General features: G+C 42.4%; 10 protein-coding genes and 2 rRNA genes (1 of these 12 cut by a window edge). 4 read left to right on the top strand and 8 right to left on the bottom strand.

All coding sequences use genetic code 11. The features are described from left to right. Window positions 1-656 (bottom strand): 23S ribosomal RNA (locus RDV52_RS02190); it reaches 2252 nt to the left of the window's first position. A 369-nt stretch (window positions 657-1025) separates the two neighbouring features. Then, window positions 1026-2558, bottom strand: a 16S ribosomal RNA gene (locus tag RDV52_RS02195). Together the 16S and 23S rRNA genes form the textbook arrangement of a ribosomal RNA operon. A gap of 114 nt (window positions 2559-2672) precedes the next feature. On the opposite strand from RDV52_RS02195, the gene RDV52_RS02200 reads away from it, so the two are divergent. Further along, entirely contained in the window at window positions 2673-2807 is a 135-nt protein-coding gene (locus RDV52_RS02200) for a hypothetical protein (protein WP_256593312.1), read from the top strand. A gap of 209 nt (window positions 2808-3016) precedes the next feature. On the opposite strand, the gene RDV52_RS02205 is transcribed toward RDV52_RS02200, so the two are convergent. From RDV52_RS02205 to RDV52_RS02220, 4 genes are all read right to left on the bottom strand, one after another. Next, complete coding sequence (locus RDV52_RS02205) at window positions 3017-3385, bottom strand: desulfoferrodoxin family protein (RefSeq protein ID WP_004367364.1); 369 nt, start codon at window positions 3383-3385, stop codon at window positions 3017-3019. Between the two features lie 100 nt (window positions 3386-3485). Continuing rightward, on the bottom strand, window positions 3486-4400 hold the full coding sequence (locus tag RDV52_RS02210; protein WP_004364943.1) for a hypothetical protein: 915 nt from the start codon (window positions 4398-4400) through the stop codon (window positions 3486-3488). Continuing rightward, window positions 4397-5128 (bottom strand): hypothetical protein, encoded by a 732-nt coding sequence (locus tag RDV52_RS02215; protein ID WP_004367363.1) that lies wholly within the window; start codon window positions 5126-5128, stop codon window positions 4397-4399. The genes RDV52_RS02210 and RDV52_RS02215 overlap by 4 nt, the downstream gene beginning before the upstream one ends. Next, window positions 5125-5628, bottom strand: coding sequence for an RNA polymerase sigma factor (locus tag RDV52_RS02220; protein WP_004367362.1), 504 nt, complete (start codon window positions 5626-5628; stop codon window positions 5125-5127). Before RDV52_RS02220 ends, RDV52_RS02215 begins: the two co-directional genes overlap by 4 nt. Window positions 5629-5824: 196 nt before the next feature. On the opposite strand from RDV52_RS02220, the gene RDV52_RS02225 reads away from it, so the two are divergent. Then, a complete protein-coding gene (locus tag RDV52_RS02225) occupies window positions 5825-6271 on the top strand; it encodes a hypothetical protein (RefSeq protein ID WP_023925809.1) in 447 nt (148 codons plus the stop codon). A 131-nt stretch (window positions 6272-6402) separates the two neighbouring features. Here the strand turns inward: RDV52_RS02225 and RDV52_RS02230 are convergent, their stop codons facing one another. Next, window positions 6403-7284, bottom strand: a complete 882-nt coding sequence (locus tag RDV52_RS02230; RefSeq protein WP_004367360.1) for a hypothetical protein — start codon at window positions 7282-7284, stop codon at window positions 6403-6405. Between the two features lie 353 nt (window positions 7285-7637). Between RDV52_RS02230 and RDV52_RS02235 the strand changes: the two genes are divergently transcribed. Then, window positions 7638-8756, top strand: a complete 1119-nt coding sequence (locus RDV52_RS02235) for an acyltransferase family protein (protein ID WP_223381201.1) — start codon at window positions 7638-7640, stop codon at window positions 8754-8756. Window positions 8757-9506: 750 nt separating this feature from the next. Here the strand turns inward: RDV52_RS02235 and RDV52_RS02240 are convergent. Next, entirely contained in the window at window positions 9507-12155 is a 2649-nt protein-coding gene (locus RDV52_RS02240; RefSeq protein ID WP_004367356.1) for a hybrid sensor histidine kinase/response regulator transcription factor, read from the bottom strand. Between the two features lie 341 nt (window positions 12156-12496). Between RDV52_RS02240 and RDV52_RS02245 the strand changes: the two genes are divergently transcribed. Next, window positions 12497-14809: a TonB-dependent receptor gene (locus RDV52_RS02245; RefSeq protein ID WP_172606456.1), complete on the top strand. Its 2313-nt coding sequence runs from the start codon at window positions 12497-12499 to the stop codon at window positions 14807-14809. Window positions 14810-14828 lie beyond the last annotated feature (19 nt).

Consider the following 14828-nt stretch of genomic DNA (forward strand, 5'->3'; position numbering starts at 1 on the left):
GGCTGAGCCCCTTAACCTCGCTGGGCATGGTAACTCGTAGGTTCATTATGCAAAAGGCACGCCGTCACATACAACAATATGCTCCGACCGCTTGTAGGCGCATGGTTTCAGGAACTGTTTCACTCTCCTAATCGGAGTGCTTTTCACCTTTCCCTCACGGTACTGGTACACTATCGGTCTCACGGGAGTATTTAGCCTTGCCGGATGGGCCCGGCAGCTTCACGCAGAATTACTCGTGCTCCGCGCTACTCAGGATACCACTACGCCCCATCATGCTTCGGATACGGGACTGTCACCCGCTACGGTTGAACTTTCCAGAACATTCTCCTCACACCCGGGGTACGACGGCGTGGTCCTACAACCCCCACGGCGCATTGCCACGTCGTGGGTTTGGGCTGTTCCCCGTTCGCTCGCCACTACTGGGGGAATCATTAACTTATTTTCTTTTCCTGCAGGTACTAAGATGTTTCAGTTCCCTGCGTTAGCCTCCTGAACAAAAATCAGGATAGCACTCCTTCAGAGTGCTGGGTTGTCCCATTCGGAAATCCCCGGATCAGAGATTGCTTGCATCTACCCGGGGCTTATCGCAGCTTGACACGTCCTTCATCGCCTCCGTGAGCCAAGGCATCCGCCATGCGCCCTTCATTACTTTCCATTCATGCGGCATGCAAAAGAACACATGGCCATACGGCCATGCGGCATGCCCATGCTCATACTTTCAGCTGTATCTTGAAATCTATGCGCTTGCTTCCCAAAAAAGAGGGAAGAAGCTAATTTATCTACAGTCTTGCCTGTGTCAACATGTCAAAGAACGATACCATAAATGCAACGTCGTGGACGGTGCAACATGATGAGTGAAGACAATGGACTTGAACCATAGCCGCAGGCCTCCAACCTTGTCTTCCTTGTTTATCTTTATATTGCAGAACAAAGACGATAGCACAAGAAGAGAAACTTCCTGACGGTCCATGCTGCAGGCGCAACGCGCCATGCAGAAAATGCCAGCCTATAAAGGTCCCATCCAGAAAGGAGGTGTTCCAGCCGCACCTTCCGGTACGGCTACCTTGTTACGACTTAGCCCCAATCACCGGTCTTGCCCTAGGTCGCTCCTCGCGGTCACGAACTTCAGGCACCCCCGGCTTTCATGGCTTGACGGGCGGTGTGTACAAGGCCCGGGAACGTATTCACCGCGCCATGGCTGATGCGCGATTACTAGCGAATCCAGCTTCGTGGGGTCGGGTTGCAGACCCCAGTCCGAACTGGGACCGGATTTCAAGATTGGATGCAACTTGCATTGCACCGTCCCTCTGTACCGGCCATTGTAACACGTGTGTAGCCCCGGACGTAAGGGCCGTGCTGATTTGACGTCATCCCCACCTTCCTCGCACCTTGCGGTGGCAGTGTCCCCAGAGTGCCCGGCATAACCCGATGGCAACTGGGAAAGGGGGTTGCGCTCGTTATGGCACTTAAGCCGACACCTCACGGCACGAGCTGACGACAACCATGCAGCACCTTCACAGACGCCCCGAAGGGAAGCCCACGTCTCTGTGGGCTGCGACTGCAATTCAAGCCCGGGTAAGGTTCCTCGCGTATCATCGAATTAAACCACATGTTCCTCCGCTTGTGCGGGCCCCCGTCAATTCCTTTGAGTTTCACCGTTGCCGGCGTACTCCCCAGGTGGGATGCTTAATGCTTTCGCTTGGCCGCAGGCGCAGGGCGCCAACGGCGGGCATCCATCGTTTACAGTGCGGACTACCAGGGTATCTAATCCTGTTCGATACCCGCACCTTCGAGCTTAAGCGTCAGTAACACTCCCGCAGGCTGCCTTCGCGATCGGAGTTCCTCATGATATCTAAGCATTTCACCGCTACACCATGAATTCCGCCTGCGCTGCGTGTACTCAAGTCTGACAGTTCGCGCTGCAAGTTAAATGTTGAGCACCTAAATTTCACAACACGCTTAACAGACCGCCTACACTCCCTTTAAACCCAATAAATCCGGATAACGCCCGGACCTTCCGTATTACCGCGGCTGCTGGCACGGAATTAGCCGGTCCTTATTCATGAGGTACATGCAATGGCGCACACGTGCGCCAATTTATTCCCACATAAAAGCAGTTTACAACCCATAGGGCCGTCATCCTGCACGCTACTTGGCTGGTTCAGACTTGCGTCCATTGACCAATATTCCTCACTGCTGCCTCCCGTAGGAGTTTGGACCGTGTCTCAGTTCCAATGTGGGGGACCTTCCTCTCAGAACCCCTACTGATCGTCGCCTTGGTGGGCCGTTGCCCCGCCAACTAGCTAATCAGACGCATCCCCATCCCTTACCGGAAAAACCTTTGTTTCATATCGGATGCCGTCAATGAAACACATCGGGTATTAGGCCGTCTTTCAACGGGGTATCCCCAAGTAAGGGGCAGGTTGGATACGCGATACTCACCCGTGCGCCGGTCGACGTCCAGAATGTGCAAGCACATAATGCCGTTTCCCCACGACTTGCATGTGTTAAGCCTGTAGCCAGCGTTCATCCTGAGCCAGGATCAAACTCTCCATTGTAAAATATCTCTCATGGAACGGGAACACGAATGGCACGAAGGCCATCGGAATGCCCGTCCCGTAATCTGCCCGGGACCAATTATCAATTGGCATCAAGTTCATGCACCTAAAAAAATGACAAGGTCGTTTCTTTTACCCATCTGCCGTCCCGAAAGGAGCGGCAGACGCTTCTCGTACTACTTCTCTGTCCATGTAAATCCTATCAAAGAACGATGCCCAACGGCAGCACGACAAACGCGCCGGCCGTAAAAGCGAGTGCAAAGGTAGGACAAAAAAACATTACCACCAAATATTTGGGAAAGAAAAAATGAAAATTTCTGAGCCCATAGATTATATTTGATATAAATCAATCAAAATAACGAGTAATACCTCATTATAAATAGGAGCATCATAAATAAAAAAAACTGCCCACATTAACTGTGGACAGCTCTACACTTATGATGGTTTACTTGATTTAATTATTTTGACCTCCACAAACCATGAAGGTTGCAATATTCTCGAGCGTAAACTTCTTTTGCATCTGTTTTAAATTCAGCAACAGGCTTTTCTGTTGGTTCGAGATACTTACGAAGAACCTCATTATTCTCTGTAATGAGTTCAATCCACTGGATAGAGTGTGCTTCGGTCATAGGGTGTTCAACTTCGCCCACCGTTACACGATACCCGCCTTCGATTTTCTCAACAACAGGAACGTGCTTTTCTATTGCTGCATCGGTAGTATTCTCTACCAACTTCTCTAAACCGCAAAGGTCTTTATCTGATGGAATGATAACTTCTACGATATTGTTACTCTCTGAACACTTATAAATTTCGTTTCTTTTTGCCATAATATATTCTTGTTAATGTTTTTGTACTGCAAAGATAATAAAATCTTTTTTAATACACAAATTTATTTTGTAATAAATACAAGAAACCTCGTTCTGGCAGCTATTTTAGGTTATTGAAGGCTTTTAAAAGCATCTCTTTTAAGAAATTATCTTTTACTTTGGCACGCATACTTTCGATTTCTGATTTCACTATCTTCTTCATTTCGGTATCTAATTGCTCAGAATACTTACACAAATCATATATTACTGAGACATAAAAAGAAGTTTGTATGCCATTGGGAATTTGCATTACAAGTTTTTTCATTGCATTAAACTCTGAAAGCCATTCTGTATTGCTTAATTCTGATGCCAATTTATGCACTCCATTTATTTCGTAATAAGTGTTATTTTTACCCTGCTTTGAGAAAAAGTTGCCAACTTTGTCGGCATCGTACTTCTTTCTTATATCTTTATTAATGCCTTTTAAAACAAAACCTTTCCCGGCAAAATCGTTAAACACATTGTAGGTTTGTTCGCTCTTGCGATACTTCGGCTGAACAGACAAGCAGCTGATGATTCTTCCAACAGTTGTGCCGTCTTCCTTGTCCGTCCATTCCAATGCATAACCATAACGACGTAACGAGTCAGCAGGGTCGCTGAACAGCAACTGTATCATATTATCATACTTTTCTCCAACAAATACTTCTGTCTTATCAGGACCCATCAACCTATACGATGCCAGCTTATTTCCCTTATTCGCAGATACCAACTGATAGGCAGCCTTCGAATCGCTGTCGAATGCCTTTCGCAGGATTTCTATCTGCTGTTTCTGCTTTCCCATAAGCGTGAAAGAATAAATGTTCAGAAAGTCTTGCTTGGTTTTATCTTCTCGCTGCTCTTTCCTAAACTCATACTTCGCTACTTCGTTTTCTTTCAAAAACTTTTTATAAGCACTCTCTATATGTGCTTGTGCCTGTGCAATCGTTGGCATTACAGCCAATGCGATGCCTGTAAATATTGTTTTTAACTGTTTCATAACTCAATAATATTTTTCGATTTCAAACTGCAGTTCCTATAATAAATTGTTCCGTTTTCATTGTAAACCACCTTAATGCCCTGCGCTTGCTGACTGGCAACATACACGTTGGTCTGTGCATCGGAAATTTCCTTGTTCACCATTGCAATATCTTCTTCAGCTTGTTGGCGGGCTATTTCGATTGCCTGTTCTGCCTTTGCACGATATTGTTCCCTTGCATTGCCATTCGATGCTTGAACCTTTCGTACCTTTGCAGTTCTCTTATTTACAATCGGTTTTGTCGCTGCTACTTGCTGAACGCTAAGAGTTGAAGACTGCTGCATTTTGCTTTCATTCTTCGCCAACTGCTTGTCTTCGACCTCCAATTGCCGTTTTGCCATTGGTGCAGTTTCCGTTCTCTCAACCACCTTATCAGGTATAGACAACTTATTGCTTATCCACACGCCCGCAAATCCTATCAAAATCAGTAGAGTAGCTGCAACTGCTATCCGCTTCCACAATACTATTGTCGCAGGGCATACTTTCCCTATATCTTCTTTTTGCTCACTTACTTCTGCCATTCCATTGTCAAAGTAAGCAAACATATCTTTATAGTCTTCCCATTCTGCAGGCACACGCTGCTCCGAACGAAAATAGTCGGCAAGTATTTGCTCTTCTTCTATCGTCGTTGTGCCCGCCATAAACTTGTCGAGCAACGTTGCTATATCTTTCTTATTATATAATGTCATCTTCCTTTCCTCCTTTTTATATCTTCCAACAGCCTTCGCCTCGCCCGAGCCAACAACGTGCTGACCGATGTTGATGCGATGCCCAACAAATGCGAAATCTCCTCATTGGGACGCTGTTCCACCTGCCGCATATATAATATGGTGTACTCGGTTGTTGGCAAATCCTTTATTTTTCTCTCCAACCATTCCAAGTTTTCCTTTGCTTCCAAAACGTCTGAAGGCGATAGTTGTGCATCAGCAAGCGCATCAGTTTCGCTGTTCCCTATCGTTTCAGCATTACCAGCCCTGCGCAAATTCAGTGTTAAGTTGTGCGCCATTCGCGCCACCAAGCCTTCCAACGATACAAATCTGCCAAAATCATTGCGCATCTGCCAAAGACGGAGCATAACGTCTTGCGCTATGTCTTCCGCCTCTGTTTCCGTAGCTCCCACTCTTCTTCCTGCCCTGATAGCACAACGCCGAAGTCGAGGAACAATCTGTGCAAATGCTTCTTCGTTCATTTATGTTTTATCAACTCACACCTATATAACACATTACCGTGCTCCTTTCAAACCAAGATTAATTTCCTTTAACAAAAAAATACGAAAATGTCTCTCCTAACTGCATTTTTTATACCTTTGCCATGCAATATAAAACGAACTATTGCATTTTATTATTATCAGAAAAATATTATTATTACAATTTAAATTTACAAGAATGAAACGATTAAGTTACTTCATCACAGCACTGTTTATCAGCATCTTCACTATTTCATGTACCTCTGATGAACCTATTGGACGATGGGAATCTATGAAATGGAAATACGAAGGAGTATCATTACGAACAAAGACAAAGAAAGTTTTTACTGTTACGAAAAAAGGTGGTACCTACCATTTTAAATGCAAAAACTACGGCGGTTTTTGGCTTTGCGCAGTTGAAGAGAAGGTGAATAACACTGTAAATACTTACGATGGGCAAAACTTCGACAAGACTTTCCCAAAGAGTGACCAACACAATATATATGGAGGTTGGACAACAGCAAACATCAAGGAAAACGTTTTAACCGTAACCATTGCTCCAAACAAGACCAATACAAAACGTTATGTAACTGTTGAAGTTTCGGCAGGCGACATCTTCGACCAATTCTACTTCGAACAAGAGTAACCATCGTTCATACTTTTTAACGCAAAAGCACTATTGGCTTGTAAAATAACATGAGTGGGATTGTCTGTTTTAACAGACAATCCCACTCATGTTATTCTATCATATAGCAACTAAAACCGCCTCATACTCCATCATTGTTCTATACCCATAAAAGACTCAATAAACGAGTGGACGGTTGTTATAGTATGCAGATTGTAGGCTGTACGATAAGGTTCTGCCAACAAACCACTGACAGCCTTGCGTGCTTCAAGCCATTTCTTCATCATTTTCTTAACCGCAGATACAGAATAGGAATAACTAAGTCGCTGTGCTTCTTTTCTTGCTTCAGCCATTGTCAAGTTCCACTTCTTCTTCAATAGCTGAGCTTTTACAACCGGACGAAGCGACTGCATCTGTGCGTAAAGTGTGCCCAGCGACAACCCTTTACCTTGTTTCGCTGGTTTTACCGACACACCACTTAAGGTATTCAAGTCTTCTTGCAGACAAGCAAAACGAATATAGCTCAAATTGCTATGCATGCCAGCACCGACAACTAACAAAATCGTACCGCCATTCAACACATATTGGACTTCAATGGCAATATTACCGAAATCGCGCATCAATGCTTCCAACTTCTTCCAAGTTCTTGCCTCATAGTTCATCGCCTTGCGAAATGGCACTGCATTCTTGGCAGAAACGACACTTGTCTGGGGGTTCAATGCCCGAAGGCACTTCTTTATCACATCTGCATTCTTGTCATACAATTGCTTTCTCTCGCCAGCCCAGTCCACCATTCCAGCTGTAGAGCTTTCATTGCAAGACGTTGTATCTGCATAGTAACGACCATATCTACCTTCTTGTATCATCACTGGCAGATTTGGATTGGCAACGTTTGCATCATTTTTCACTCTATCCTTCACGTTCACCAATACCGTCTTCTTCCTTTGCACCTTCTTCTTAGGCACTTTTGGCGTTGCATACGTACAACCCAAAGACACTGCCAATGTAAGCAGAAGCATTAAAAACTTTCTCATAGTTTGTCTTTTAAAATTCTTGTTTTCTACTACAAAAATAGACAATAATTGCTATAACCACAATTATTTGCCAAGGTTTTTAAAATTCAAACATTACGATCACACTTCAGCATTAGAACTGCTAAATCATACTTTCACAAAATATGACATACTATTTTAGACCATTTGCAATAACATACAACCAACAATATAAAAATATATTCTATCACACTCCTTCCCTTCATCTGTAATTCTGTTTCCATTATCTAAAACTTGTGATTGCACTCTTGTTCTTATTTTGCTCTGTATTCCTTTCATACATCCTTATTTTTTTATACCTTTGCCGTATATAAAATTTCTGTCCAAAGCAACAAATTAGGAAAAATGGAAACGAACAACGTTCAGACGACACCACCCATAATAGGGGGGGGGGGACGCGTAAAAGACTCAGGAACAGCAACTTAGAGCTACTTAGGATATTTTCAATGATGGCTATTATTGCGCATCACTTTGTTGTCAACTCAACTGTTGTTAAGCAATACAATTACTTAGACCCTAACTTAAATCAATACTTCCTTGAAGTTTGGGGAATGTGGGGCAAGACTGCCATCAATAGCTTTATACTTATTTCAGGATATTTCCTTTGCAAACAGACACTCACTTGGCAGCGCTATACCAAGTTGGTAGCACAAATTGTTTTCTATAATGTAGTCATCTATCTTATTTTTTTAGTTACCGGGTACGAATCTTTCACATTAAAAGGGTTCTATATGAGTATTTTCCGAGAGCTTTCACACATAAACTATGGATTTACAGCCAGTTTCTTGGCATTCTACGCTTTTGTACCAATCTATAATATCGTAATAAGAAATATCAGTCAAAAGCAATTCAAATTATTCATCATAGGGTTAATATTCATTATGACTATCGCTCAAACATTCTTTTTTTCGCCTACAATGAATGAACCCGTTTGGTATATGACGCTTTATTTTATTGCAGCTTACATTAGAATCTACCCAAACCGTTACACAGAAAGCTTGAATTTTTCAACCATTTTATTTATAGGTAGTGTCCTCTTAGCTATTGCAAGCGTCGTCTTTCTTGTATTCTTAGCACATTATCGCCAATCTACATTCATTGGAGAACACCACTATTTCTTAGTAAGCGATTCAAATAAACTATTAGCATTAGTGGTAGGGCTTTCCGCATTCTTAGTAGCAAAGAACACACGCCCATTCACAAGTAAATTTATAAACACTGCGGCTGCTGGTACATTCGGTGTTCTGCTTATCCATGATGCAAGCGGCACTATGCGTAAATGGCTTTGGCAGGACATTTGCCAAATTCCCAAACTACTACACAGCAATTTCGGATACTTGGTTATTGAAGCCTTACTCGTCCCTATCATTGTATTTGCAGTGTGCAGTTTCATAGATTATTGGAGACGTAAATATTTAGAACGCCCTTTTATGCAATGGATTAATCACTTTTAAGCATTAAACCTTATACTTGTTCTTCAGTGTTAGGAATGCGACAAATCACACCCTTATATGTACAATCCACATTTTTGCATTATGTGCAACAGCGTACAACCAAAAATATAAGGGTGTAATTCATCACATTCTCAACGCCTATCTGCAAATTATCCCTCACCGTCTACAATCTTGAAAAGCCACCCGAGAATATTAAAATTCTTTAAAAACCATCGCTGAATTTAACGCAAGGGAGAACGATGAAATAGAATCGTGAAACAATGGAAATAGCTTTTAAAAACCGAAAAGATAAGAGCGGTTTTGCAAAAGCATGGGTTTTGCATCGCAAAAGAGCCGCTTTTACCATACAAAAGTGGCTCTTGTGAAAGCTCAAAATGCCGTTTTGAGTTCAGGTTTCTGTTCGTTTTACTACATTTTATACCTTATACTCCACAACAAAAAGGTTTATTCGATTCACACTTATACCCATAACAGCATCTTAACCATTGATTAACAGAAAAATAAATATTGCACTCAAAAAGTGCCTTTATTTGCAACAACTTGCTTGCTGCGCAGAAAAATGCGAGTATTAGCGTATTTCATGGTTGAAGAATTAACAATTTAAAGCGGACATTTCAGACATATTAACAAAGCAAGCGGTTACTCTTTGCGATGCTTCCAAGAGCAACCAAGACGCCAAACATTGCCATACCGTACACCATTTTAATTTCTGCACACACATTGTTTACCAAACATTGCGCCGTAAAAGCCTTAATGTTTTTTGTTGGGCGTGCGGCCAAAGAACTCTCGATAGCACTTTGTGAAGTACGACGGTGAGGAGAAACCCACCTCGTAAGCTATTTCTGAAACTGATTTGTCGGTAGTCTCCAGCAAGCGGTCGGCACGTCTCATACGTGCTTCGCGTACTATGTCGTTGGGCGAAATGCCTGTTATCGACTTTATTTTCCTATACAGCTGCGCCCTGCTGATACCCATCTCGTGGCTGATAGTCTCTACATTCAATTCAGAGTTACCGAGATTGGCTTGTATTATGGTGCGGAACTTCTCTACAAACTGGCTTTCTGCACTCTGTGCAACTGGCACTGTCGGCACTTGCTGCGCATCGTTTCCAAACACAATCTTCAGAAGTTTCCGATTGGCAATCAGGTTTTTTATGCGTGCTTTCAGTACATTTCCGTTGAAAGGTTTGGTCAGATAGGCGTCGGCACCATACGCATAGCCTTCTGCACGATACTCGTCTAATGTCTTGGCAGTAAGCAAAATCACAGGAATATGGCACGTCAAACTGTCGGCTTTCAAGCGTTTGCAACATTCCAAGCCGTCCATTCCCGACATCATGACATCGCAAACAACGACATCGGGCACTTCCCTGACTGCCTTTCTAAGCCCTTCCGCTCCGTCAGACGCTTCCATCACATCGTATTCGTCGCTTAACAGCGTCGTTGCGTACGCGCGAATGTCTGCATTATCGTCGATAACAAGCACACGAGGCTTGTCTTCCTGACGGTCGGAAGTTATTTTCGACACTTTGTTTTCGGTTGAAATATCGGTTACGGCTGAACTTTCGTCCAAGAAATCGTTCATTGTGTACGACTCGTCGGCAGGTTGGAAATTGTCGCCTGCCACACGTTTGGGCAATGTTATCGTAAATTCACTACCCTCTCCCACTTCGCTTTCCACCTTTGCGGTGCCTCCTTGCAGTTCGGTAAAGGCCTTTACAATTGCCAAACCTATGCCCGTACCATCTTTGTTGCTGTTTCTTACTTGGTAAAACCTGTCGAATATGTGTCTTATATCTTCCTTTGCAATCCCCCTGCCTGTATCTTTGACGCAAATTTCTACGGTTTCATCGGTACTTTTAGCCTTTATTGTGATGTTTCCTCCCTCGTCAGTATACTTTAAGGCATTGCTCAACAAGTTATAGAAAATGCGTTCCACCTTATATATATCGGCACATAGACGAATGGGTGCAGGGATTATCAAGTCTACTTTTATCTTCCGTTTCGTTGCAATAGACTCGAACGTGCTCACCCACTCTTTTAGATAGCCCGTCAGTTCAAACTCGCTCAGCGTCAGTTTCATCTTCTTGTTCTGTATCTTTCTGAAGTCAAGGATTTCGTTTACAAGGCGCATCAGAATGGAAACATTCTTTTCTACAATCTGCAACATATTACGCTGCCGTTTCGTTAAGTTCTCGTCGTTTACGATATGCTCTATTGGGTCGGCAATTAGTGTCAATGGCGTGCGCAGTTCGTGGCTGACATTGGTAAAGAATTGCAACTTTGCGTTGGTTGCTTCCTCTTCTAACTGGCGACGAAGAATAATGGTACGATAAATGTAAACGATAAGTCCGATGAGCAACGCAATGATAACACCACCCAAAAGCATATATATTTTCTGGTGATTGTATTGTGCAAGGTAGGTGTCTACCTTATTATTCAGGTCAGAAAGTCTGCTTCGCTGCTTCATCATCTCCTCGTTTTGCAGTAGCAACACCTTGGCATTGTCTTTCGTTACCAATGCTCCTTTGAGGTAATTATCCCGATGAAATGGTTGTTTTTTCAGAATTTTCATTGCCAATTGCATCACCATATCGCCACGAGTGGGATAGATATACGATGCAAGCAATTTGCCAGCGTCCACAGCTTCTATTCCACCACCTTTGCTTGGCAGCGCATCGGTTCCTACATACTGTACGTTATATATGCCCGCTTCCGCCATAGCACGCTGTGCACCCTCTGCCATACGGTCGTTTTGTCCCCATACAATATTGCAGTCCTTGGCATCTGCAATTGCATTTTTCATGCTTCTATAGCCCGATTCCGTTGTCCATTCACCGGAAAGGGTACGTTTCAACTGAATGTTGGGGTATTTGCTTAATGCCTGAACAAAACCTTTGTGGCGGTCTATGGCAGGCGAAGACTTGTCTAATCCTTTAATTTCTATCACCTTTCCTTTGCCACGCAGCGTCTTTGCAATAAATTCGCCAATTGCTTTTCCCACCTTTACATTGTCTGCACCTATAAAGGCAGTGTACTTCTGCGAGTCGGTTTTTCGGTCAAACAGTATTATAGGTATTCCCTTATCGTAGGCCTTGTCTATCACAGGGGTTATAGAGTGCACCTGATTGGGCGATATAATGAGCAGATCTACGCCTCGTTGTATAAACTTTTCTATTTGTTCGGTTTGCAGTTTGTCGTTGTCTTTTGCCGAAGCAAACAGCAATTCGACGTCTTTATGGTCGTAAGTTCCCATCAATAGCTCATCGTTCAGCTTGCTGCGCCATATATCTTCAGAGCATTGCGACACACCAACAACATACTTTTTTGTGGTTTTATTACACCCCACAAGCAGTAGTAATCCCACAAAACACACAACTATGTAAACCTTTCTATACATCTTTACCTTGTCGTTTTTAGTAGTTCCTTTTTTCTACAGTATTCTTTCTTAAGATGATATATCTGCAAAGATACAAGATTTTGTGTATTAAGAAGAACTATAAGCAAAGAAAATACAACAGAATTTTATTGTCGGCTGCTTTTATTTTCAAACTGCCAAGACCGCAACCTCGCACTTTTTACAGTACAACACGAGCAATAATCTTTCAATTTTACATATATTTGTTGCATTAAGACAATTTTACTACTTTGTGCAACAAATTTGATATTGCCTTTTAAAAAGATATATTTACTTTGCAACAAGTTCAACACTAATAGACAACATTAAAATCTATATTGAATATGATTACCTATTTCACAACTAAACTAAGAACTGCGACTACAGTTATTGCATTAGCATGTTTCTGCACCGGAGCCATTGCTCAGGTGAAAAACGAAAAACAAAGTGAAGACAAATCGAAGGAAGAAAGCAATAGAAACGTAATGCTCAACGCCGCAAGTGCAAATGGACCACGCGAAATACAGATTGGACTCCCGATGTCTGATGTAAATGTTCTTGAGAACGGACTGCCCGTTACCTATGCAACCAATCCGCATAGCGTAAACTCTAACTGGCGTTCTGATGCGAGTCTGGGACACGTCGGACTCTTAAAAATATCGGAAACAGCCCTTACGACAGGTAATATCGGCTATGCGGTCAGTTCATTTACCAAACTTGGAGAGGAGGGATTTCATGGCACGTTCAACTACAAGACCAACCATTTTGGTTTGCAAGAGTTTTCGCTGAATGCTAATGGCGGTTTCGGAAACAATTGGTTCTATAGCACAAGTATTTATCAAGATTTCGATCCAGGTACATTTAAAATTAAATCGAGCCAACTACAAGATCGCACACAAATTTATAAAGCTTCTATAACTAAACGTTATAACCACAACCGAGGCGAATTTACGGCAATGTACCATTATTCTAATTCGCACCCAGTATATAATTATGCAACACAATCGGCTCCTTTTATATACGTTGGCGATGGCAGTGTAAAAGAATATGGAAAATTTAAACTTGGCACAACTTCGTATTTACCAACCGACGGTAATATTGTTTATCGCGATATGAATACGGGAGAACTGAAACAAACTACTATGTATGACGCCGCAGTAAACCGTTCGAGCGAATTTTCTTTAATAAATAAATACAATTGGGATAATGGATATAGCTGGAAAATAGCAGCACGATACGACCACGCACGTGGAGCTTTAGTTTATCAAAGCCCTATGTCGCTTATAAATATAAAAGACAATCCAACAGCATACAATTATGTAATGCCAACTATAACTGGAGGAACAACACCTTATACAGGCGATTACGTCCAATCGCGAATGTCAAGTTTAAATTCAGGAATCATTAACGAATTTCTTTTAACATCAGAATTACAGAAAAAGTTTACTACTTCAACCTTGCGTTTAGGTATAAACGAGTGGTATTACCACATCGATTACCGTTCAAACACATCTATGTACGACCAAAGTGTGCCGTCAGATGGGAGCTTTCCAGTCAGACTTTACGACACAAATAAGCACTCAACCTACTTCTACGATTTTAATAAGAATGCTTCAGAATTCTATCGTGGACACGAAAACAAATTAGCTTTATACATGATTCACGATTGGGACGTAACGCCTAAACTTAATCTTTACTATGGTTTCAGATTAGAAAGTCAGAAACTTAAAGGTGTTAATGCAGCTGTTAAAAATGCTACTGGTGGCTATGTTGGCAGATTTGCAGATTACTATATTGGTGCAATTGCTCCCGATGGAACAAAAATTACACCAAATCCAATAGATTACAATTGGTTTAATTATGATGTTTCGGCTGCTGCAACCTATAAAATTAATAATAACTTTGGACTTACTGGCGACTTTACTTATATTGTTCAGCATCTTCGTTTTGAATCGTTCGCTCCAGCAACATTACCAAATACAGGAAAAGTAGCGGTGCCTTTAGGAAGAGCAGGTGTATATTACAACAATTCATGGCTAACATTAACTTCGCTGTTCTCTTATATTTCAAAGACAAACAACAATTCTACACTAAATTTGCAACATGGTGGCGAAATTATGGCAACACCATTAACATACGATATAAAAACTTGGGGTTGGACAACCGACCTTATTGCACACCCATTGAAAGGATTGGACATACATTTCCTTTTCACCTATCAGGAACCGACTTACAAGAAGTATGAAACTTCCATTACGTTCTCTGATGGATACGTTGGCAAGATTAATGCAACAGGAAACATTGTTGCCGAGATACCAAAAGTACTTATCGAGTTCGACCCAAGCTATATGCTTACAAAGGATTTGAAGCTCTGGGCAAGCTTCCGATACTTCAGCAAGACTTACGCAAACATCAACGACGCCTACTATTTCAACGGTCATTGGGAAACCTTCGGCGGTGTAAACTGGCGCGTAAACGACAAGTTGGACTTAGGCTGCACTGTCGTAAACTTCCTCAACCAGACTGGTGCAAAGGGTAGTATAGCCGGTGCTGAGCTGATAACGAAGGAAGATGCAAAGAACATTTCCAACGTATTGATGACAGGCAGCTACCTCCGCCCATTCACAGTAGAGTTCTCTGCATCGCTCAAATTCTAAACTTCCAACGACTTAAACT

Origin of the sequence: Prevotella nigrescens (genome assembly GCF_031191185.1) — a bacterium.
In the GTDB taxonomy this organism is placed as follows: Bacteria; Bacteroidota; Bacteroidia; order Bacteroidales; family Bacteroidaceae; genus Prevotella; species Prevotella nigrescens.

Coding starts and splice junctions, on each gene's coding strand:
- RDV52_RS02200 (WP_256593312.1), top strand. CDS start 2,673: ATGACAAGGTCGTTTCTTTTACCCATCTGCCGTCCCGAAAGGAGCGGC.
- RDV52_RS02205 (WP_004367364.1), bottom strand. CDS start 3,385: ATGGCAAAAAGAAACGAAATTTATAAGTGTTCAGAGAGTAACAATATC.
- RDV52_RS02210 (WP_004364943.1), bottom strand. CDS start 4,400: ATGAAACAGTTAAAAACAATATTTACAGGCATCGCATTGGCTGTAATG.
- RDV52_RS02215 (WP_004367363.1), bottom strand. CDS start 5,128: ATGACATTATATAATAAGAAAGATATAGCAACGTTGCTCGACAAGTTT.
- RDV52_RS02220 (WP_004367362.1), bottom strand. CDS start 5,628: ATGAACGAAGAAGCATTTGCACAGATTGTTCCTCGACTTCGGCGTTGT.
- RDV52_RS02225 (WP_023925809.1), top strand. CDS start 5,825: ATGAAACGATTAAGTTACTTCATCACAGCACTGTTTATCAGCATCTTC.
- RDV52_RS02230 (WP_004367360.1), bottom strand. CDS start 7,284: ATGAGAAAGTTTTTAATGCTTCTGCTTACATTGGCAGTGTCTTTGGGT.
- RDV52_RS02240 (WP_004367356.1), bottom strand. CDS start 12,155: ATGTATAGAAAGGTTTACATAGTTGTGTGTTTTGTGGGATTACTACTG.
- RDV52_RS02245 (WP_172606456.1), top strand. CDS start 12,497: ATGATTACCTATTTCACAACTAAACTAAGAACTGCGACTACAGTTATT.